Annotated in this window: 21 protein-coding genes and 1 pseudogene; 10 read left to right on the forward strand and 12 right to left on the reverse strand. The window is 64.6% G+C overall.

The genetic code is table 11. The features are described from left to right. Nucleotides 1-11: 11 nt before the first annotated feature. Nucleotides 12-509 carry a hypothetical protein gene (locus ABD301_RS07740; protein ID WP_163566606.1) on the reverse strand — a complete coding sequence of 166 codons (498 nt, stop codon included), beginning with the start codon at nt 507-509 and terminating at the stop codon, nt 12-14. 279 nt (nt 510-788) lie between these two features. Here ABD301_RS07740 and ABD301_RS07745 point away from each other — a divergent pair, with 279 nt between their 5' ends. Both ABD301_RS07745 and ABD301_RS07750 read left to right on the forward strand, forming a co-directional pair. Next, nucleotides 789-956 (forward strand): hypothetical protein, encoded by a 168-nt coding sequence (locus tag ABD301_RS07745; protein WP_279579049.1) that lies wholly within the window; start codon nt 789-791, stop codon nt 954-956. A gap of 17 nt (nt 957-973) precedes the next feature. Next, the gene (locus ABD301_RS07750) at nt 974-1588 is read left to right on the forward strand and encodes a maleylpyruvate isomerase family mycothiol-dependent enzyme (RefSeq protein ID WP_425551901.1); all 615 of its coding nucleotides are present in this window, start codon (nt 974-976) and stop codon (nt 1586-1588) included. A 76-nt stretch (nt 1589-1664) separates the two neighbouring features. Here the strand turns inward: ABD301_RS07750 and ABD301_RS07755 are convergent, their stop codons facing one another. The 3 genes from ABD301_RS07755 to ABD301_RS07765 form a co-directional block, all read right to left on the reverse strand. Beyond that, complete coding sequence (locus ABD301_RS07755) at nt 1665-2498, reverse strand: alpha/beta fold hydrolase (protein WP_344308475.1); 834 nt, start codon at nt 2496-2498, stop codon at nt 1665-1667. 178 nt (nt 2499-2676) lie between these two features. Beyond that, nucleotides 2677-3156 carry an SRPBCC family protein gene (locus tag ABD301_RS07760; protein WP_163566603.1) on the reverse strand — a complete coding sequence of 160 codons (480 nt, stop codon included), beginning with the start codon at nt 3154-3156 and terminating at the stop codon, nt 2677-2679. Continuing rightward, nucleotides 3153-3476, reverse strand: a complete 324-nt coding sequence (locus ABD301_RS07765) for an ArsR/SmtB family transcription factor (protein WP_279578918.1) — start codon at nt 3474-3476, stop codon at nt 3153-3155. Before ABD301_RS07765 ends, ABD301_RS07760 begins: the two co-directional genes overlap by 4 nt. Before the next feature lie 105 nt (nt 3477-3581). Between ABD301_RS07765 and ABD301_RS07770 the strand changes: the two genes are divergently transcribed. The 4 genes from ABD301_RS07770 (at nt 3582) to ABD301_RS07785 (ending at nt 6443) form a co-directional block, all read left to right on the forward strand. After that, on the forward strand, nt 3582-3857 hold the full coding sequence (locus ABD301_RS07770) for a hypothetical protein (protein ID WP_163566602.1): 276 nt from the start codon (nt 3582-3584) through the stop codon (nt 3855-3857). Then, nucleotides 3818-4507, forward strand: coding sequence for a hypothetical protein (locus ABD301_RS07775; protein ID WP_344308479.1), 690 nt, complete (start codon nt 3818-3820; stop codon nt 4505-4507). The genes ABD301_RS07770 and ABD301_RS07775 overlap by 40 nt, the downstream gene beginning before the upstream one ends. Before the next feature lie 157 nt (nt 4508-4664). Continuing rightward, nucleotides 4665-6008: an SEC-C domain-containing protein gene (locus ABD301_RS07780; RefSeq protein ID WP_344308481.1), complete on the forward strand. Its 1344-nt coding sequence runs from the start codon at nt 4665-4667 to the stop codon at nt 6006-6008. 249 nt (nt 6009-6257) lie between these two features. Continuing rightward, a complete protein-coding gene (locus ABD301_RS07785) occupies nt 6258-6443 on the forward strand; it encodes a hypothetical protein (protein WP_163566598.1) in 186 nt (61 codons plus the stop codon). A gap of 452 nt (nt 6444-6895) precedes the next feature. Here ABD301_RS07785 and ABD301_RS07790 read toward each other — a convergent pair whose 3' ends face one another. Genes ABD301_RS07790 through ABD301_RS07805 form a run of 4 tightly spaced genes read right to left on the reverse strand, consistent with a single transcriptional unit; the run spans nt 6896 to nt 14985 of the window. Beyond that, a complete protein-coding gene (locus ABD301_RS07790) occupies nt 6896-8107 on the reverse strand; it encodes a TIGR02679 domain-containing protein (RefSeq protein ID WP_344308484.1) in 1212 nt (403 codons plus the stop codon). Beyond that, nucleotides 8088-12293 (reverse strand): TIGR02680 family protein, encoded by a 4206-nt coding sequence (locus ABD301_RS07795; protein ID WP_344308486.1) that lies wholly within the window; start codon nt 12291-12293, stop codon nt 8088-8090. The genes ABD301_RS07790 and ABD301_RS07795 overlap by 20 nt, the downstream gene beginning before the upstream one ends. Further along, nucleotides 12290-13435 carry a TIGR02678 family protein gene (locus ABD301_RS07800; RefSeq protein ID WP_344308488.1) on the reverse strand — a complete coding sequence of 382 codons (1146 nt, stop codon included), beginning with the start codon at nt 13433-13435 and terminating at the stop codon, nt 12290-12292. The genes ABD301_RS07795 and ABD301_RS07800 overlap by 4 nt, the downstream gene beginning before the upstream one ends. Then, nucleotides 13432-14985 carry a DUF2397 domain-containing protein gene (locus tag ABD301_RS07805; protein ID WP_344308490.1) on the reverse strand — a complete coding sequence of 518 codons (1554 nt, stop codon included), beginning with the start codon at nt 14983-14985 and terminating at the stop codon, nt 13432-13434. The genes ABD301_RS07800 and ABD301_RS07805 overlap by 4 nt, the downstream gene beginning before the upstream one ends. 57 nt (nt 14986-15042) lie before the next feature. Between ABD301_RS07805 and ABD301_RS07810 the strand changes: the two genes are divergently transcribed. Next, on the forward strand, nt 15043-15417 hold the full coding sequence (locus ABD301_RS07810) for a hypothetical protein (RefSeq protein WP_344308492.1): 375 nt from the start codon (nt 15043-15045) through the stop codon (nt 15415-15417). Between the two features lie 5 nt (nt 15418-15422). Then, a complete protein-coding gene (locus ABD301_RS07815) occupies nt 15423-16067 on the forward strand; it encodes a nucleotidyl transferase AbiEii/AbiGii toxin family protein (protein WP_163566596.1) in 645 nt (214 codons plus the stop codon). 184 nt (nt 16068-16251) lie between these two features. Here the strand turns inward: ABD301_RS07815 and ABD301_RS07820 are convergent, their stop codons facing one another. Beyond that, nucleotides 16252-16461, reverse strand: a complete 210-nt coding sequence (locus ABD301_RS07820; RefSeq protein WP_163566595.1) for a hypothetical protein — start codon at nt 16459-16461, stop codon at nt 16252-16254. 54 nt (nt 16462-16515) lie between these two features. After that, nucleotides 16516-17472: a sigma-70 family RNA polymerase sigma factor gene (locus ABD301_RS07825; RefSeq protein WP_344308495.1), complete on the reverse strand. Its 957-nt coding sequence runs from the start codon at nt 17470-17472 to the stop codon at nt 16516-16518. A gap of 95 nt (nt 17473-17567) precedes the next feature. Here ABD301_RS07825 and ABD301_RS07830 point away from each other — a divergent pair, with 95 nt between their 5' ends. Both ABD301_RS07830 and ABD301_RS07835 read left to right on the forward strand, forming a co-directional pair. Next, the gene (locus ABD301_RS07830) at nt 17568-18011 is read left to right on the forward strand and encodes a YybH family protein (RefSeq protein ID WP_279578907.1); all 444 of its coding nucleotides are present in this window, start codon (nt 17568-17570) and stop codon (nt 18009-18011) included. Between the two features lie 24 nt (nt 18012-18035). Then, nucleotides 18036-18350, forward strand: a pseudogene (locus tag ABD301_RS07835) (YybH family protein); the annotation flags it as partial. A 14-nt stretch (nt 18351-18364) separates the two neighbouring features. Here ABD301_RS07835 and ABD301_RS07840 read toward each other — a convergent pair. Then, on the reverse strand, nt 18365-18691 hold the full coding sequence (locus tag ABD301_RS07840; RefSeq protein WP_344308497.1) for a hypothetical protein: 327 nt from the start codon (nt 18689-18691) through the stop codon (nt 18365-18367). A gap of 136 nt (nt 18692-18827) precedes the next feature. Beyond that, nucleotides 18828-19628: an SDR family NAD(P)-dependent oxidoreductase gene (locus ABD301_RS07845; protein ID WP_344308499.1), complete on the reverse strand. Its 801-nt coding sequence runs from the start codon at nt 19626-19628 to the stop codon at nt 18828-18830. Nucleotides 19629-19699 lie beyond the last annotated feature (71 nt).

A 19699-nucleotide genomic window follows, 5' to 3' on the forward strand; every position in this document is an offset into this window, starting at 1 on the left:
GCTGCCTGGGATCAGTAGTTGAAATAGACGGTCGCGGTTGACGAGCATTTGTCCCACGCTTTGGACCTGTCCTCACACACCTTGATTTCTGCGCGCGCACGATTACCCTCAGGATAATACCGATCAGACAGGTTTCCTGACACGTACTTCATGCGGGATGACCGAGCACTCTGTTGCTTGCCTCCTCCGCTCGCCCAATACCAGCTCCCGCTGGCGTCCTGAATCCAATAAGACCAGTACACCTCGACATAGACGGGGTTACCGTTGTTGGACATGTCGACCCAGTTCATTCCTACCGTCGCAAACGGGCCGTTTTTGGCGAAGTCGCCGTAAGCCTTGGCGATCGGCGTGCTTCCACTCATCGCGGTGACAGCCCAAGGCGCACCAGCCGCCTGCGCTGCCGCCGGCGCCAGCAACGCTGTCGTGACCACAGCCGCTGTGGTAGCTGCGAACACCGTGACCGCTCGACTCAGAAGCAATCTCGTCTTGCCATGCCGGATGCGAAACATCAGCGATTTCCTCCTGGAGGGTCTGGGGACAACTGCGCAGAACCTACGGAGGGGCGCTAAACGATCCCTAACAAGCGGCTAACCGCGGCAACCTCGATGAGGACGCCGTCGTCGACCCACTTCGAGCAGTCACCTCGGTACGCGGGTTCGTCTCTCCGGTTGCTAACCGCCCAATGTGCGTCTACGCTAACCGTTCGTGGCTACTTACGGAGGCGGGCGCTTGCACACGTACTCGATGACCCCATCCGTGGCGGATTCTTGCCCGAAGAGGAGAAACTCATGAGAACAACGGCGTCGATGCCGTCTGTCAACGGGCCAGCCACGATCGGCGTCCCCGTAGAGCAGGCATTTCGAGCCCTTACCCGCTCGTTCGACACGATTGATTACGGCGGCGTCCGGTCGATCCTGTTGGATGGATTTGCCGAGACGGTGGCGAACCAGAAATGACCGCACCCATCGATGCGATGAAGCTGGCTCGCGATGAGCGAGCCGACCTTGCCGATCTGCTCATCGCTTTGACCCCAGCGCAATGGCTAACGCCGTCGCTGTGTGCCGGATGGCGAGTGCGCGATGTCGTCGCGCACATGTTTAGCTACGAGGAACTCGGCACCGGGCGCCTTATAGGCCGCTTCGTGACCGGCGGCATCCTTCCGTCCAAGGTCAATGCTGCCGGTGTCGCCGCATATGCTGACTACAGCACGGATGCCCTTGTCGCGCTGGTGAAGGACCACCTCCATCCACGCGGGCTCACCGCGGGATTCGGTGGCCGAATTGCCCTCACCGACGGAGTTATCCATCACCAGGACATCCGCCGCCCGCTCGGCATACCCCGCGACATTCCCGCCGAAAGAATGCACGCCGTGTTGCCATTCGGACGCACCGCTCCCACTATCGGCGCGGCTAAACGCATCCGAGGCCTGACGCTGGTGGCGTCCGATCTCGACTGGGTCGCCGGGACAGGGCCGGCCGTTGAGGGACCCGCCGAGGCCCTGCTGATGGCCATGGCCGGACGCCATGGCATCGTCAAAGAGCTCTCCGGTCCAGGACAGCAGATTCTCGCCGAGCGCATTGGCACTTGACGATCACCGCGTCGCGGTATTGTGTCCGCGACGAGGAACGGAGTTTCCTGGAAGGGCAACGGGTGTACGGCAGGCGCTAACGCGGTAGGCAGTCGCGGGCGAATGCGATCAGCTCGCTGTCGTACCGGCCCGCTCCACTTGCGTAAAGGCCGTGACCGGCGCCGTTCATCACCACCAAACGACTGCCTGGCACCAGCGCCGCCGCTCGTTCGCCAGTAAGCTCGATCGCCGCGGAGCGGTCGGCACTGCCCTGGATGACGAGTGTCGGTAGGGTGAATTGGGCCAGCTCCTGACGCAGGTCTGCGCGGGTGAACGCGCGCTGGGTCTCGAGCAGGATCTGAAGTGGAGTGTCGACGATCTGGCGGCGAGTCCAGTCGGCGAGCGCCGGAGAGACTTCGAGGCTGGCGCCGAAATAGTCGCTCCACGGGGCGGCGTCCACAAACGCACCTATATCGTCGCGCATGGCCTGGCGCGCACTCTCAAACGAGGACTCCTCAATCCCGCCGGGGTTGTCCTTGGTGCGCAACAGAAAGGGCGCCATGGGTGCGCTTAGGACGACTCCAGCCGCACGGCTGGTGCCATGGCGAGTGAGGTAGCGGATGATCTCCGCAGCACCCATGGAGTGACCTACCAGCAAAGCGTCTGAGACGTCCAAACAGTCCAGGACAGCGGCCAGGTCATCGGCCAGGGTGTCGAGGTCGTAACCACTACCTGGCCGATCGGAGCGGCCGTGACCGCGGCGATCGTAGGTGACACACCGAAATCCAGCCGCTGTCAGGTCTGGAACCTGGGCGCTCCACATATCGGAGTTGAGTGCCCACGCATGGACTAACACCACCGGCGGTGCTGCCGCGGAACCCCAGTCGCAGAAAAAGATAGGGGTGCCGTCTTCGGCTGTGACGAAAGGCATGGAGATCCTTTTGAGGTTGCAGGGAAAGGACTTGGCCCACCACCACAGTGCTGCCCTCCGCCTGGCGGCACAATTACCTGTCAGGTAGTCGCATCAGGCACTCTGATCGGTATCGTCCGAGACATGCTCCACTCGACGGTCGGCCCCAGCCCTTTCACCGCCAAATTAATGGAGGCATTCAGCTGCCCGCGGTGAACAAGGCAGCGTAGCGAGCCAGATACAGCGGCCAGCCAGCGTCGTCGGCCACCCCATCCCTGACCGACAGCCATCCGTCGCCATGCCGGTCAAGATGACGGTGTTCCAGTTCCACTCGAGTACGTTGTGGGGTTTCTGCGACAAACCTGACCTCGACCTCACTGGTGTTTTCTGGCTCTGTCTCAATCTGCCAGGTCGGCCCAATGTCCCAACTGAACACCAAACGATCCGGCGGCTCGTACGCAAGGACCCGCGCCCAGCGGCACTCACTGCCATCGACGCCGGTGTCGTAGATATGACCCCCGACCTTGGGTTCAAACACAGTCGCGGCAATCGCGACGCCAAGGAGGTTGTGTTCAACAGGCTTGAAATCACCGAACCGCTCGGTGAATACGGTGAAAGCTTTCTCCACCGACGCCTCGACGATGATCTGCCGACGCACCACGACATCTGCCTGGGTCATGAATTCTCCTCGGTGTCTTGTTCGACGACATCCTGATAACCGCCAAGCGCACGATTCCAGAACGTCTCCAATTGATCTCGCAAGGCGGCCACGCCCGCCGGATTCAGCCGATAAACCCGACGAGTCCCCACCGCCCGATCAGTAACCAGCCCGGCGTCCTTGAGCACCTTCAAATGCTGGGAAACCGCTGGCCGACTGATCGGCAGCGCCTGGGCAAGCTCGCCAACGGCCTGCTGACGTTCGGCCAAACTGGCGACGATGAGCCGCCGGCTGGGATCCCCCAGCACTTCCCACCCGTCCCGATCTTGGTAAGTCGTCACGAACGGAAAGCTACGACTTACCGAACCGCAAGTCAAGCCTCACAGCCCGACTCCCTTCGTGGGTTGTTTTGGGCGGTGTCCAAGCGACCGGATAGTGTCCGATTCATGTCCGAGGAGCTGCTCAATGACGCCGTCGTGCGCGTACTCATCGCCCACGGCCGCCCGGCCACCGATGAGCAGCTGATCACGCTGTTGGAAGGGGACGGCGTCGACCTCGGTGAAGATCCCGACGAGGCGCTCCTGGAGGGGATGGACGAGACGGACGATCGTGTCACGCTCCTGGCCGATGACCGGTGGGCATGGGCCCCGGCGCTGCTTGTCGACCGGGTTTCACCCATCGATTGGCGGACTGGGAGGTCGAGTACGACACGCTTGCGCTGACCTCCGATCTGGAAACGGTCGCGGAGATGCCGGACAACCTGGAGGGCCGCCTGCTCGCGGACGGGTCGCCGGTCGTACCGGCGCTGTTGCCGTTCGACCGCGAACTGCTGGTCGAACGCGGCATTCCCACCGATGAGGTGGATGAGGCTGACAGCTCGCAATGCCTGCTGCTCCCCCGCGGCTATCTGAGCCATCTGCGGGCCGGCGATCTGATCGGCCTGCGGCTCACCGATCGCGGAATCGTGCTCCAACCCGTCGACGAGAACACGGTGTCTCCCGACACCACCCGGCTCGGCGAGGTGTTGCACTCGATCCTCGACTACTGCGAGCCGGTCGAGTCATCTATCGGTGTCCTGACCGCCTGCGCGGACGATGCGTCGCTGTTCACCCCAGCCGCTTCCGCCGCTCTCAACCGTAATCCAGCGGTACGGCCTCGTTCGACACGGCGCTTGGCTCGCCGGCGACGGATTCGACTTCGGGCCGAGCTCAGAGGACTCCCGGCTCGACGAGCTGCGCCAACGGCATGGCGTGAGCGAGGATCAAGCTCGCGCCGTATTGGCGATCGTCTCGCTCTACGGACGGCAGACAGAAAAGGTCGACGACCTCGTGTCGCTACTCTCGACGCCCATTGTCGCGTACGCGGTTCTTGACGAGCTCGACTTGGATCCGGATGACGCCGACAAACTGCGAAAATTCGCCGAATTCATCGAGCCAGCGGTCGCACCGCGGGCACGTCCGGCGGCTCGATGGCTGGCCGCCAAGGCGCACGAACTGTCCGGTGACCTCATCGCCGCCGAGAAGACCTTGTTGGAAGCCGAAAAACTAGGCCCTACGTCGCTAGTCCTGCTCGACTTGGCCGAGTATGCGAGCGAGCGAGGCGACGCCGTACGCGGCCTGGCATTGGCGCAGCGTGCCGGGCTCACCGCCGGGCACCCACTTTTTCGCTTACTGAAGCAGTTCCAGCCCCAGCCGCGCCCGGAACTGGGCCGCAACAAGCCATGTTGGTGCGGGTCGGGGCGAAAATGCAAGGTCTGCCATCTAAACAGCGAGCAGCTGCCGCTGGACGTACGGGCGGCCTGGCTCTATCAGAAGGCAGGCATGCATCTCGACCAGGATCTCCTGATCGAACTGGCAACCGAGCGATCCCGCCATTCCGGAACGTGGATGCAGGCGCTCAATGACCCGCTGATCAATGACGTGGCACTTTTTCAGGGCGGCGCGTTCGCCGCATTCCTGGTGACTCGTGGCGCCTTGTTGCCCGCCGACGAACGATTGCTCGGCGAACAATGGACCCTCATCGAGCGGTCAGTCTTCGAAATCCAGCGGGTCCGCGCAGGTATCGGATTGACCGTACGCGACCTGCGCACCGGCGACACCCACGATGTGCGGGAGCGTGCCGCCAGCCGACAACTGACCGCGGGCTCCCTGGTCTGCGCGCGGATCGTACCGGCCGGTGACACCATGCAGATCTTCGGCGGACTGGAGCCGATCGGTTTGCGGGAACGCGACGAGCTCATCAAGCTGCTGGACAACGATCCGGACCCGGTCGAACTCGTCGCCTTCCTGACCGCTCGCTTCGCTCCACCAAAGTTGGTCAACACCGAAGGCGATCCGCTCGCGATGTGCTCGGCAACGCTATCGGTCACAGATACCCTTTCCGAGGCTCTCGACGGCGCGTATGAGCGTGCCGAGGACGGGGCGCCAGAGTGGCTCGACCTCGACGGCGACGACCATGTCCGCGCGCGGATCCGCCTCGACGGACAGCTGCATATCGAGACCAACAGCGAAAATCGACTCGACCGCATTCTTGATGAGTTGCGTACGCTCGATCCGATCCTCACCATCGTCGACGAGTCCCGCGAACCCGTACCCGACACACGCGCAGCCACCGAGGCTCTCGGCCGAATGGCCCCTGCCGGACCCGCCCTCAGCGACGCCGACGCTACCTCGGTGATGGAGCAGTTCATCCTTGACTACGAGCAAAAATGGCTCGATGACTCCATCCCCGCCCTCGCCGGCCTGACCCCACGCCAAGCCGCCAACGACCCCACCCGCCGCGACGACCTCATCCGGCTACTCGAGTCTTTCCCCGACGACGGGAATCCGACGAGGATGAGCCCGACCCGTATCCGCGCGGCTCTTGGCTTGTAATCGCAATCGGCGCGTACGGCTGACCAAACGTGGTATTCCACTCGACGCGCCCGCGCCACCGCAGGACACCACGCCGGTCCGATCCGCTCTAGATCCCGACCTCCGGTGAACATCGAACCCGTCCGTAGACGCAGCGGGCATGAGCTAAGACGCTCGTTGACGGCATTAGTTGCGGCCTAGGTGTGACTATTGCCGTCATGAGCCGTACTAATGACCTTAAGCTGGAACTCGCGGACATCGCTGCGAGCCATGAGCGACATACTGGAGGTTGTCTCCCACCGCAGCGCCACACAGCTCCACGGAATCGGCGACCTCGATGCGGATCTGCTCGAATTTGTCGGTCCGGCCCGTCGGGACGTGCGTAATCCGGAGGTCCGTCCAGTCATCTTGACGGTGGACATCTCGCTGGAGTCGTCCGCGACGCACTGGCGGTGAAACATCTGGACCTTGCGGAGGTCTCCGCAACCCTGCGGCCGTACGCAGATCGCTACGGCGCCCCGCTCGGTGATGGCCGCGCCCTGGTACGCCGCTTCCTCGACGAGACCGGCATCCCTCGATCAGCACTGCAACTTGCGGAGATGGCTCGTCCGCAAGTTGTCCCGCAAGACACGATCGAAGCGTTTCAGAGGGTGATACCGGACCTGCCGGCTGAAGCTGTCCGAGAACTCACACAGTCGTTCCAGCGATTTGGTCAGCAGGAGAGGCCCTCCGTGCTGGGTCACGATCGCGTCGTTTCGGATCAAGAGCCAGCCGAAACGATCGACGCTCGGGCCACGTCACCTCGCGTCGAACGACACCCGACCGTCGATCTGCCTAAGCACCAGCACGGGAGACGGCATCGCACCCCACCGCACACACGGACACCTCGGACCGACTGAGTGAGACTGTCAGGCACCGAGGTCGCTGACGAGGTCATCGAGGATTGCTTCTTCGTGCAGCGGTACGCGGTAGCGCGCGTATAGCTCCCGCAGTAGCGGCTTTTCACCGGTTACATCGGACAAGCCGAGATGTTGTGCGTACGTCGCGCTGTCGAACCGCCAGGTGGTCGCGGCTGGTGCAGCGGTCCGGAGCTGATCGACCAGGACGAAACCACTGTCATCGATGTCGGCACGAACTAAGATTTCACAGCCAGCTTTGGCTAAACCTGCCACCAGATTGACGGCAGCCAAGGACGCGAGACCATCTGTGCAGATCAACGGAAGACAGCGGTCGCCCAGCGCGTCGGCAGCCGCCTCGACAACCGTGGGGTTCTCACACACGTATACCCGGATGCCCGATGGAACGGACCAGTCGCCCGAGATTGCCCGTAATGACAACCAAAGCGGTTCGCCATCCGCGGCCTCGCACCAGCGGGCGGCAGCCGATGCGCCGCGCAGCGGAAGGTTCAGCGCAAGGACCCGCGAGGAGATCTCATCGCAACGTACGCCCGCCGCCGCCCAGGCCCGACGCCAGTCGCGACTGGCACTCAATGGTCGGGGCAGGCCATGTACGGTCGCGATCAACCGGCACACCGCTCGACCGAGAAGTTCGTTGTAGTCCAAGGCATGCGCGTTTCCCAGCACACCAGCCGCCAAGTACGCCAGCCGCACCGGCGGACCGTCTTCTCCTGGTAATTGTTGCCATACCTGGAGAACCTGCTCAACCAGCGCATGCAGAGCCCCGTCACCTGGCCGGGGTAGCCCGAGGTCGGACAGCCAGATTTCGCTGCTGGCACTGTCGATCTCGGCGGACAACAGGTCCAGGACAGTCGAATGCTCAGCCTCAACAGCAAAACGCTGCGCGGCACGCGCCTTACGCCGATCGACAATCGGCGCGCCGTCGAGGGATTCCAGATAGGCCCGTACGGTCAGCCCGTGCTCGGCGAGACCGGCGGCAAGATCCTGCAGGCGCGGCGGCCGGCCCGACACGTCCCAAGGCGTACCGAGCAGACGAGCGACCTCACGGCGTTGCGCCGCGGTCAAATCGACGCGTACGTCCCCGCGGTCCAATTGAGCGCCGCGTCCGGCACGCAGCCGGATGGCATCAAGCACGATGGTCGGGCCGGACAGTCGCGCCCAGGCGACCAGTGCCGCTGGCAGGTCACTCATCTTCGAGTTCATCGAAAAGTCCGCCGGTCGGTGCCTCCGGCTCCGAGGCTGATGCACCAAGTTGGTCGACCGCCAGCTCGGACCATTCGCCGCCGCACCACAGGTAAGGCTGCACATCCACGCCAGCCAGCGCCTCGTGCCGGTGCAGGTCGTAAACCGCGACGGCCGGGACTGTCAGGTAGGTGCACCATTCATCGTGCGCGGTCAGCATCACGTCTAGCTCGAAATCGACCGTCAGGCCCATGAAGGAGGCTTTGATCTCGGCGTCCACGCCGGTCATTGCCTCATCTAGCCACACCCAACGGGGCGCCTGCGGACCGGCTGCGTCGTACGCGGCGACCGCCGCCGCGAACAGCGGTTGCGACAGCAGGACGACCTTCTCGCCGCCAGATTTCGCGGCATGCTTGGCGGCGTCGAACGGCGTCCACTTACTGCCCGCGCCAGGTCGGTACTGCAACGAGATTTTCAACCAATGCCGGTAGTCCAGCGCGGCGGACAGCCGTTCCTTCCAATCGACCACACCCTCCGCACTGGCGTCGCTGTGCGCCTCATCGATTTTGCGGGCCAGGAACGACCGCACCATGTCCTGACGATCGGCGGAAAGTTCCTGATATCCCCGGGTGAGGGCGGTGACCACGGCACTCGCGTCCGGATCGGCCGGGTCAGCTTCGCATTGCACTCGAACAACGTGACCCTGCCGGGTCGGATGCCTCCCCAGTTGGTCGTTGATCCGAGCGAAAGTATGGGTCGTGTAGTCCAGTCGCAGCTTTAGATGCTCAATGAAGGTCGACTCCAGCAGCGTGGTCAGGACGTGCTGCTGCTCGGTGTCAAAAGTGTCCTGCTGTTCCCGTACCCGCCCGGCCAAGGCGTCGGCGGCCTGGTGTGGCTGCTGCCATCCGCTGGCCGCGTCGGCCAACACCTCCACTCGTGGAATCGGCGACACCTCGTCCGCCTCCACGATCTTGGCGTCCCGATCCGGCAGCAGGCTCTGCCGCAAGATTTCCATTTCGCGGTAACACCGCCGCCAGGCGCGCTCCACATCCTCCGGCTGGGCCTGCGCGGTGATCTGTCGGCGTACGAGTGCGGTGAACTCGCGGACCGCGGCGACGGTTCGCTTCTCTGGCGGGGAAACTCCGGCCGGCTCGGCGAGGCCGCCGGTTACCACCGCCCACAGCGAGTCCATCGCGCCGTCCCGCTCACGTTCCGCGTCCGCACGGCTGTGCTCATACCCGTCCAGCTGCACCTCCGCCTTATTTGCGGCGACACTGGCCTTGTTCCACTTGTCGTTGAGTGTTTCGAACTGTTTTTCCAGTTCGGCCAGGATTTTGTCCAGGTCGTCGCGCCGTTGCAACTGCTGGCGCTGGTCCGATCCGAGCGCGTTGCGAGCGGTCTGCAGACGTACGGTGGCATCCCGCAACTGAAGGTCCACTTCGGACTCCTCGACGGCAGCGACCTCCAGTTCCTCCCGCCGCTGGGAAAGCGTAACTTCAGCGGTCGACAACGCCTCGCGTTTTGCCTCCAGGACAGCAATCCGGCCGAGCAGGCTGGCGAGTCCGCGCTCGAACTCACGCAACGCCGTCGCCTGCTCGTCGAGGTTTCGCAGGCCAAAACCATGATCACTGGCATATTCGGCGAACCGGCCCCAGGCGCGGTCACGTTTGGTCAGCAGGTCATCGTGGCGTCTCTGCTCGACGCTGAGGTCGACCCGGCAGGTCCCCGTACGGCGCGCTCGATCAGCATGCCTGGCGACGGCATTGGTGAGGTTCCGCTCCGCATCGAGTGGAATCGCACGCTCCTCGCGAGCGAGCCGGTCGGAGTCGGAGCCGAGGGCGGCCAGCTCAGTGTCCACTTCGGACAGTCGCGCGGCAAGGTCGGCAAGCTCAGCCTCCAGTCGGGCGATCTGCCGCTGCCGCGCGGCCTCGCGCGCCGCCGCGCCCAGAAAAGACGCCGGTGCGGCCGGTACGGCTCGACCAGTCAGGCCACCAACTCGCCAACTGCCGTCGGCCGCGAACCAGTCGCCGGCGGAATCGGTCGGCGCCTTGTCGTACCATCCGATGCCGGCCAGCAAACGGCGGACTACAGAGGCAGAAACACCAGCCTCTTCACTGGTTTCCAGTACGTCTAAAAGATTGTTGTCCTCGCGTACGCCGGCAGGCAGTGGTTGCACGTCGGCGATCAGGACTCCGTCCACAGTGGACAGCTCGCCGTCCGGCGCCAGCCACGAGTCGAGCAGGCCAGACGCGGCCAGCGCCGCCTCCAACCGGTCCAGGCGGTCGCCGTCGAGGACGGGATTCACCACTCGCCAAAACGGCGCACCATGACCGTCCGGCCGTTCCTGCCGCTGCCATGCCGTCGGCGGCATCGGCGCGGACTCGGTTCGAACCTTGACCGCCGCGAGTTCGGCGGTCGCCTCCTGGTGGCGGTTGGCGATCGGCGCACGGCGTTCGCGTACGCGAAAAGCCCGCTCTTTTAAAGCGTTTTGAGCGATCGTGATGTGTTCGCGCATAGCGTCGGTGACCAGCAGCCCGGGTTGCGGACGGCCGCTCTCCGTGTCGATCACGGTCAGGCCGTGCGCCAGATCCCGCCATTCTTCGGCCAGTTCAGCAGAACACGGCGCGACCGTCGCCAGGTCGGCCCAGTCGCGGATGCCGCGCCAGAGCGTTTCCACGCACTCCTCGACCGTCTCTCGCTCAGCATTCTCCTCCTCGACGGCCTTATCCACGGCCTTCATGGCCCGCTCCACAGCATGTCCCGACTCGGTCGCCTCCCCGTCAGTCACCGCGTACGACGCGTGCAGGTTTCTCAGGTGTGTGAAACGTTCCGTACGGCTGGTGAGATCCGCGGACAGCGCCTCCACGTCCCGGCCCGGCAGATGGCGCTCGATTGATCCGGTCAGTCCTGCCGGTCCGGCGGCTTCGGTCAACACGCCGGAGGCGGTGCGTACGGCCACCTCCGCGTTCTCTACGTCACCAGTTGCCTTCTCGAAACGGACTTGAGCGCCCGCGACCGTTGCCTGTTCACGCGAAACTTTGCTCCGCGCTCGCGTTAGCTGGCCGGTCAGGCTTCTGGCATCCCGTTCCAGCCCTTCGACACGTCCAGCCGCAGCGGCGGCATCTTGATAAGACTGGGAGTCCAGCAGTTCCCGAAGCTCCGTGCCGCGGTCCTGCTTTTCCCTTTTTACGTCGGTCAAGTTCTTCTCGACCGCGACGACCTCGTCCTTCGCGATGGCGAGATTCTTCTCGGCGGTGTTCCGATCGCGCGTGGTGTTGTCCAGGCGAGTGGTCGCCGCGGCAAAGTCGTCCGCACGTGAACGCAGCAGCAGCCGGATCCATGGACGCCAGCCGCCGCGGACGAAATCCGCTACGGCAGTGGCCGCCTTCTCCGTTTCCTGGACGGCACTTCGCAGCTGTTCCAGGTGTTCCCAGCCCTCCGCGAGCTGCGTCACCTCATGGGTCGACGGTGGCGGCAGCGCGTCCCGCAGAGTCTCAGCCAGACTGGCTGGGTTGAGTCGCTCACCGAGTTTTGGTTTGCGCAACTGTTTCAACAGCTCAGTGAGATTGTCGTACGATTCCGCGGAAAGGTCGAACAGCTCGCTGGCCAGCAGGCCTCGGTACGCCATCGCACTGCCAGGCACTGTGACGCCGTCGATCTTCTTGAGATCCTTCTGTTCGATCGCGCGACCGGCCGGCGTCAGACTGAAATCCTTGCCTGGTCGGTGTCGGGTGACGAAGTGCCAAGTCGACACGCCAGCCGTACCCGATCCGCGACGAGCGCTCGCGCCCATGCCGCAGACGAAAAACCGCTGCTGGCCGGTCTCGTCGCGGCGGCCGAACTCCACCCACGCGTAACCGAGGCCGGCGTCGGTGAGCGGCCGCGGATCGTCGCCTTCGCCGGTTGGCAGCAGATTGAACCGCATCGTGCGGTGTTGCGAACCAAACGGATCGAGCACGGACGGCAGGATTTCGCCGCGCATCAACATCAAGGTAGTCAGCTCGAGAACCTTGGTCTTGCCGGCGCCATTGCCGCCGCGCAGCACCATCCGTCCGTCCGCGAACCAAAACTCCGCCTCGTCGTATTCCCAGAGGTCGACGATGCCGACCCGCAGCGGCTGCCAGCGTGAGCGGACCGGCTCCGGCAGCCCGCCGGTCGTCGCCGCCTCCAGCCATTCCTGTGCAAATCCAGTGGATTCCCCGCTCATCGGTCGTCACCGTCCAATGTGGATGAAACCGCCACCACGCGTGGGTCACGGAAACGGGCAGCTACCGGTGAAATCCACCAGCGGCCGTCGGTTGTAGGGCGGACCAAATCCAGCGCGCGCAGGAGTTCCAACACCTGCGTCCGTACGGTCATGTCGTCGTTGAGTTCCTTCGTCTTCGCCTTGGGATGACGGGCCCGCACGTCGGCCACCGCTCGGTCCACCTCGTCATCATCAAGCATGCCGCGCGGATCCTGCCGCCGACGTAGCTCGTCCAACACCATCAGAGCGGCGAAATCCACCGCCTTCACCCGCGGAAACGGCAGGTCGGTTTGATCCTCTCCGCCAGCGATCAGCGCCAGACCCTCGGCGCGCTGCTCGGCCACCCAGCCGGTCATCTCCTCGCACCAGGCCAGGATTCGATACTTCTGGCTGGTGAGGTACGTCCGCTCCGGCTCTGTGAGATCGGCGAAAAGGCACACCGGCAGTTCCAACAGCCGGCGCATCAACCGAAAGCGCGTGTTGGACTCCGGCACCAAGATTCCGGTCGGCCGCTGCCCCAGCGCGGCGGCGAGTGCGGCCGGATCGACCATCCGCAACAGAAGTTCACGTTCGACGTCGTACGCGCCGCCGACCGAATTTCGGTGCGATGCCCAACTTTCCCTTTCCTCATCGGAACCGCGACCGCTCGGCCGCAGAGCACCCGTACCGACCAACAACCCCACCGCCTTCACGAACAACTGCCGCTCGACGAATCGGTCCGGCTCGTAGGGCGCCAGATCCACGTCTTCGTGTCGGGTGAGTGCCCGTACTCGGTCCGAAAGGTCCTGAGTCGTGGTGATGTCCTCGGTGTCCTCCGCCGCTGCCGCGGCCAGCACCGCCAATACCAACACACGGCGACCCGGAGGGCCGTAGCGCCGAGGTGTGGTCGTCTCATTTTCCAGTGGCAGCCGGAACAACCGCGCCGCCGCGTCGGTGACCACCAGCCGGTAGCCCAGCCGCTCAGAAAACCAGTCGACCAGGACACGCCGATGCTTCGAACTGCGTACAAGCGCGAACATCTCGGGATCGCGGCGGCGGTCCACCACAGGATGTGCCAACAATCCAGTGAACGCCTTCTGCCGGTCATCCGTGTCGCGACTCATCGGGCCGAGTCCAACTCGAAATACCAGTTCACGGTGACCAGGCGACCCCGTGGGCTCGGCACCACGGCAGAGCCCGAGCCGCTGTCCGCTGGAGTCAACGTCACCCGCCACCTGCCGTCGCCGGTGACGCCGACCCGCGCCGACTGACCGGGACTTTCCCGCGCGACACCGAGCAGTTCCACCAGAAGGTCGAGCTCCGGCTCGGAGAGCTCGGCCCACCCCGCCAGCTGGGTCCCCGACCGTCCGCGCAACGACGCCTCCGCCTCGGCCCGTGCCGCAGCGGTGGCCGCCCTGGTACGTCGGGCGGCTGCCCGGCCAGCAGAATAGTCGAGTTTCTTCGCACGTACTCCGACGGTCGCTTTTTGGCCGTGTTCACGAAAACGGGCGGTCACCGGCGCCGCGGGGCCGTCCGCCCAGGACTGGGTGTTGTCGTCCGCCGCGTCTGCCGGCAAGAGCAGGTGTCGCGCGGAGAAAACACCAACCGCGGTGTCCCAGATCCGCCATGCGACCTCGTCGTCGGGCGCCCGCTCGATCGCCCGCGCCAGCCGCAACAACTCAGCGCGACGGGTCACCACTCCACCGGTGTCCATCAGGATGTGCATGTTGCGCGCCCATGGCGCCACCAGGTCGCGCAATTGCCGGCGTAGCCGCCCCGCCTGTCCCTCGGCACCAGAGAACCAGCCGGTCAGCGCGGTCCAAGTCTGTGTCCACCGAGCCGCTTGGAGGTCGATCACGTCGTCAATTGCATCCTCGGCAAGCGCTGACCGTACGCATGCGCGCCACACCGACTCAGTCAACTTTGGCGTCAACTCTTCGATAAGAGCCGCGATCCTCGGCGTGTGTACGTCGACCTGCTCACCCCACATGCCGACATAAGCCCGCAGCGTCCGCCACAGTACGTCCTGCTTGTCCGGGTCGGGCCCGCCGGACAGCGCGTGCGCGAGGCTGCGCTGCCACGTACGCGCCGCCACTGCCATCCCGTGATGCAGCCCGATGACCTGCTGGAACTCCGCGGCGGCCGCCATGTAGTCGCGAGCGGACACTGCGGTGGCGAACACTTGCAGCCGGTCGTGGATAGCCCGCGGCGCGAGCGTCAGGTCGGCCGCCGCGTCCTCCTCGGATGCCAGCTCCTGCGTCCAGAAGGCGTGCAGCCGCGCGGCGGCCGGCGTCAGCTGATAGCGGTCGCGCCGACGGAGGAAATCCTCGCCAGTGCGCGCCGGGTCCTGCCATCGGGTCAGGACACCCCACTTGACGAGACGGTCCAGCCGCGCATCCAGGCTGAACGCGTCATCCGCCCGCAAGTTGTCAGCTGTCGGCGCGGACAGTCGCTCGACCAGATAGCCGCGTACACCGACTGCCACCTCATCGAAGGACAACCCCGTGAGGCTCGTGTCCTGCGCCTCAAGCAGCACCTCGACGATCACTCGGTATTGCGCGGCGAACCGGGACACCAGGTAGGCCGGCACCAGCTCCTGGCCCGGCAGGTGCGCCGCCCACGGATCCGCCGTATTGGACTCCGGCAGCTCCTCGTCCCCCGCGTGACCTGTCACGCGCCCAAGGATAGGCCAGCGACAATCACTAACTTTCTCTCCTTCGACGAAGGAGAGGTGCCGTACCAGGAGCTGTTGGCGGGCGAGGCGGTGGAACGGCACAATAGTGGCGTGGCTGGTCGACTGCGGTACTCGGACGTGCGTCCGATCGTGCTGCCCGACGCGTTCGACACCCTGGCTGGCCCGACCAGCGGCATTGTCGAACTGCCGACCCGGCTCGCGTGGTCTGGCTTACGCTCTTTCGACCTCGGTGACGATCGCCAGCTTGGCATGCTTTATGAGACGGTCATCCGTGAGGCGATGAGTACGGCTGACCTGGCCGGATATCTCAATGCGGCAATCCTGCGCCGTATGTGGCATCGGCTCTGGCTTCCAGCTGGCCAGCGGCAGGCGTGGGAGCAGCAGTTCCCCCAGCTGACCCACGTGACGTAGGCGGCATGAACCCGCTGCACGAACAGGCCGCCAAGATCGGACTAATCGCGACAAAGCCGTTCGGATTTGCGTTGGCGGGCGGGTACGCCGTACAAGCCCACGGTTTCGTTGAACGGCTCTCCGAGGATGTGGACCTGTTCACGGTTGCTGACGCAGAAGAGCAATTCGGGGAAGCCGTCGCAGCCGCGGTGGCTGCCTACCGTGACGGCGGGTTCACCGTCGAAACGACGCTGCAGAATGCCGCTTTTGCCAGACTTGTCCTCACCAGCGTCGATGGTGAACAGGTTCGCGTCGAGTTCGGCATCGACTGGCGTGCTCATCCACCGGTCCAGTTGGACATCGGTCCGGTGCTGCATCCTGACGATGCTGTGGCGAACAAGATGGCGGCACTTTACGGACGCGCGGCGGATCGCGACTACGTTGACATCGACGCGGTGCTGCGCACTGGACGTTACCGGCGTGAGGATCTGCTCAGGCTCGCGAAGGAATCTGACCCGGGCCTAGAGGAAAGCATGCTTTCCCAAGCCCTGCTGGCTGTTGACCGTATTCCAGACCAGGCATTCGAGCGTCATGGCCTGGCGTTGCAGGACATCAAAGAGCTTCGTCATCGCATGACCAGTTGGGCGCGGGAACTCATCGCTGGGACGTAGCACGACGCTTTGTCGTTATTTCCCCAGCAACGATCTGCTGATCCTGGACCGGTTCGCGCGGTCGATCGACCTCCGGACGCTGTTACGCGACCGTCCTGCCGAGGAGCCGCTGAATGTGGCGCTCGGAGCCGTGATCCGTACGACCCTCGAAGACCTCGTCGACCGTGATGGGCGTCTGGTGGCGCTACGTCGCATCGTCGACAACGCGCCGGTGCCCCGAGCCCAGCTCTGGGATCTGGCCGCACAGGCTCAGAGCAACCTGAATGGTGCCATCGCCGAGCGCGTGCCCGCCACCGCGGGAGACCTGTTTGTCAGCATCACCGCGCACATCACGTACGCCGTGTTCCAGGTCGTCGACGAAATCTGGAAGGCGGGCGACCACCGCAAGTCCCACTTCGCGATCGCCGTACGCTCGGCACTCTCGAGCTGGTGCTCCCGAGTGCTGCGCTTACCGAGGAAGTCCCGCCGGCAGTCCGAACCGGGTGAGATCGGCGGTAAGGAAGGCGGTCACTTCGGCGACACGGCCGCCCCGAATCGTGAGGACGTCAAGGCCGCCGCGCACGTACTGTCCGGCGGTGTCGTCCCACAGGTAGGTGCCGAAGGCGAGCTGGCCGTTTGCCGTGGTGGGCAGGAACCGCCAGCGAGATTGAAGAGGGCCGCCGACCAGGAAGGCGCGGATGTCGTCCCGGCCGCTGTACCACTCGGGTAGCGGCGGCATCGAGTAACGAGCGTCGTCGGCGAGCATCGCGACGATGGCGTCGACGTCGCCGAGGTGCCAGGCATCGGTCCAGCGGCGCACGATCGTGTCGACTGTCTCGTCGCCGAGGTCGCGCAACACTGTTTGCTGGGTCGGTGTGGCGGAGTCGATCACCTTGCGGGCTCGCTGCAGGGCACTGTTCACCGCCGCGGTGGAGGTGTTCAGCTGCTGCGCCACTTCGGCCGCGGAGAAGCCGAGCACCTCGCGCAGGATCAGCACCGCGCGTTGGGTGGCGGTCAGGTGTTGCAGGGCTGCTGCATAGGCGAGCTCGACGCTCTCGCGGGCGAGATAGTGCTCCTCGGGCGAAGTGTCCGGGTACGGCTCGAGCCACTTGATCTCGGTGGCGGATGTTCCTGGATCGAGGTCGGCTGGCAGCTCGCGGCGGCCGTACCGCTCGATTGCGGTGAGGCAGCGGTTGGTCGCGATCTTGTAGAGCCACGCTCGTACAAAGGCGCGGTCGTCGAGATTCTGGACGCTCCGCCACGCTCGTACGAGCGATTCCTGCAGCGCGTCCTCCGCGTCGTGCAACGAGCCGAGCATCCGGTAGCAGTGGGCCAACAACTCGCTTCGGTATGGCGCGACGAGAAGTTCGAACGCCTCCGCGTCACCGCCGCGAGCAGCGGCGACGAGCTCGGCGGGCGCTGTCATTCGCCCATCGTGCCCGATCGTCGCCGCCGCTGCGATGAATTCCCGCGGTGCCCGGGGTTCCACCTGTAGAGAGCATCCACAAGGAGGAACTGGCCATGACCGACGAACAGCAGATCCACGAACTCATCGAACGCTGGACCACCGCCGTCCAGGACGCAGACATGTCTGCCGTACTGGCCGACCATGCGCCCGACATCGTGATGTTCGATGTCCCGCCACCGGAGCAGGGCGTACGTGGCATCGAGGCCTACCGCGAGACCTGGCCGGGCTTCTTCGAGTGGCAGGCATCCGGCGCGGTGTTCGAGATCGAGTCGCTTCAGGTCACGGCCGGCGCGGACGTCGCGTTTGCCTTCGCTTTGTTGAGGTGCGGTACGCCCGAGGACTTCGATCGCGACCCCGAGCACCGGCTGCGGCTGACGATCGGCCTGACCAAAGTGGACGGCCGATGGATCGTCACCCACGAGCACCACTCGTTCGCCGACGCCACCGAGCCGCCCGAGACTTCCGCCGCCGAGGTCCAGGCAGTGCACGAGCAGTGATTCTCCCGTACCGCTGGGAAGGATCTCGACGGGCTGATGGAGCACATTGCGCCGGACATCGTGTCGTACGAACACGCCGGGCCGCTGCAGTACGTCGGCATCGGTGACGCCCGCGAGGTCTGCCGGCGCGGTCTTGAGTCGTCACCTGAGCAGATTGCCTTTGACATCCCCGATCTCACCGTCCGCGCGTCCGGCGACCTCGCGGTGGCGTGGGGACTCGACCGCATCGTCATGGACGGTGTCGAGGTCCGGTCCCGCGGCACCCGTGTCTTTCAGAAGCGCGACGGCGACTGGCAGATGATCCACCAGCACCTGTCCGTACCGGCGCCGGGCGACTGATCTGCGTACACAGGTCAGATGCTCCAGCTGATCGGGTAGTTGACGATCGGAGCGAAGGACACGTCGACCGCTTCCATCTCCCCGCGCGCGTCAACGGCCATCTCCTTCAGCTGGCCCATCTGCGCCGCATGGTCGTGGGAGTCCCAGACGCTGACGTTCACGATCGAGCCCTCGGGCGAGATGCCAACGTAGTAGTGAAGCAGCCCCGGCAGTCGGCTGATGGCCGGGACCAGGTATTGCGAGGTCTTCTTGTTCACGGCGTCGACCTCGGCGAACCGGCCCGGGTCGAAGCTGCCGCGTGAGACGCGTACGACCGTGGTTGCCGGCAACGACTCGGGCATGGTGGCACTCCCTCGATAAATGACGTTTCCCAATGTAATCCCGGTGGCTCGGACGTGGCGGGGTGATCAAGAGACTTGCCGGGTCATGTAGCGATACATGCTCGGAAAATCTCTTGGTCACCGCACTTCCGCCGTCTCAGGCTTCTTTTGGCTGCATGATTTTCGCGGTGGTGGAGATCAACAGCCGGCGGGGCAGAAATCGTGACGCGAAGACATTGAGTTTGTTGCTGGAGCCCAAAATGACGTCGGGTGGCGGGTTCCTGCGGTCCAAAGTGGACAGCAGGGTCCTGACGACGTGTTCGGAAGTCTGGAAATTGCCGACTCCGGCCTCCTTCGTACCGACGACATCGAAGAACTCCGTCTGGGTCGACCCGGGCGACAGGGTGGTCACCCGTAGGCCACTTCCCTTTGTCTCCTGCCAAAGTGCTTCGGTGAAGCTCCGGACGAAGGCTTTTGTCGCTCCGTAGACGGCCATTCTCGGTACGGGCTGGTAGGCGGCCGTACTCGCGACGTTCACCAGCGCTCCGCTGCCGGCGGCGAGCAGTTGGGGGAGGAACGCCCGGGTCACCGTGACGACTGCCTCCACGTTGAGCCGTACCTCCGCGGCAATGCGTTCGGGATCCTCATCGGCGAACGGGCCGTAGGTCCCGAAGCCGGCGTTGTTGATGAGCGTGGTGACGGTGAGGCCCAAGCGCGCGACCTCATGCGCCAGTTGGGTGCTCGCGTCCGGCGCGCCGAGGTCGGCCGGGATGACCGTCACCGAAACGCCGAACCGGCTGTGAAGCTCGCCGGCGAGGTCCTTGAGTTTGCTTTCGCGCCGAGCCACGAGGACAAGAGCAGCGCCCCGTTGCGCAAGTTGCCGCGCGCATTCGGCGCCGATGCCGGAGCTGGCTCCGGTGATCAGGGCGGTCTGTGTCCGATAGTCGATTGGTGCCATCGCAACGTCACTCCAAAAGTAGGTTTACGCCTGTCAACCCTGTATGGTTAACATGTGTACACCCACAACCG

The sequence above is a fragment of the Fodinicola feengrottensis genome (assembly GCF_039530045.1).
Lineage (GTDB): Bacteria > Actinomycetota > Actinomycetes > Mycobacteriales > HKI-0501 > Fodinicola > Fodinicola feengrottensis.

What these genes read in the sequence shown, in the direction of transcription:
- ABD301_RS07740 (WP_163566606.1), bottom strand. Translation starts at nt 509, where the DNA reads ATGTTTCGCATCCGGCATGGCAAGACGAGATTGCTTCTGAGTCGAGCG.
- ABD301_RS07745 (WP_279579049.1), top strand. Translation starts at nt 789, where the DNA reads ATGAGAACAACGGCGTCGATGCCGTCTGTCAACGGGCCAGCCACGATC.
- ABD301_RS07750 (WP_425551901.1), top strand. Translation starts at nt 974, where the DNA reads ATGAAGCTGGCTCGCGATGAGCGAGCCGACCTTGCCGATCTGCTCATC.
- ABD301_RS07755 (WP_344308475.1), bottom strand. Translation starts at nt 2,498, where the DNA reads ATGCCTTTCGTCACAGCCGAAGACGGCACCCCTATCTTTTTCTGCGAC.
- ABD301_RS07760 (WP_163566603.1), bottom strand. Translation starts at nt 3,156, where the DNA reads ATGACCCAGGCAGATGTCGTGGTGCGTCGGCAGATCATCGTCGAGGCG.
- ABD301_RS07770 (WP_163566602.1), top strand. Translation starts at nt 3,582, where the DNA reads ATGTCCGAGGAGCTGCTCAATGACGCCGTCGTGCGCGTACTCATCGCC.
- ABD301_RS07785 (WP_163566598.1), top strand. Translation starts at nt 6,258, where the DNA reads ATGAGCGACATACTGGAGGTTGTCTCCCACCGCAGCGCCACACAGCTC.
- ABD301_RS07790 (WP_344308484.1), bottom strand. Translation starts at nt 8,107, where the DNA reads ATGAACTCGAAGATGAGTGACCTGCCAGCGGCACTGGTCGCCTGGGCG.
- ABD301_RS07795 (WP_344308486.1), bottom strand. Translation starts at nt 12,293, where the DNA reads ATGAGCGGGGAATCCACTGGATTTGCACAGGAATGGCTGGAGGCGGCG.
- ABD301_RS07800 (WP_344308488.1), bottom strand. Translation starts at nt 13,435, where the DNA reads ATGAGTCGCGACACGGATGACCGGCAGAAGGCGTTCACTGGATTGTTG.
- ABD301_RS07815 (WP_163566596.1), top strand. Translation starts at nt 15,423, where the DNA reads ATGAACCCGCTGCACGAACAGGCCGCCAAGATCGGACTAATCGCGACA.
- ABD301_RS07825 (WP_344308495.1), bottom strand. Translation starts at nt 17,472, where the DNA reads ATGACAGCGCCCGCCGAGCTCGTCGCCGCTGCTCGCGGCGGTGACGCG.
- ABD301_RS07830 (WP_279578907.1), top strand. Translation starts at nt 17,568, where the DNA reads ATGACCGACGAACAGCAGATCCACGAACTCATCGAACGCTGGACCACC.
- ABD301_RS07840 (WP_344308497.1), bottom strand. Translation starts at nt 18,691, where the DNA reads ATGCCCGAGTCGTTGCCGGCAACCACGGTCGTACGCGTCTCACGCGGC.
- ABD301_RS07845 (WP_344308499.1), bottom strand. Translation starts at nt 19,628, where the DNA reads ATGGCACCAATCGACTATCGGACACAGACCGCCCTGATCACCGGAGCC.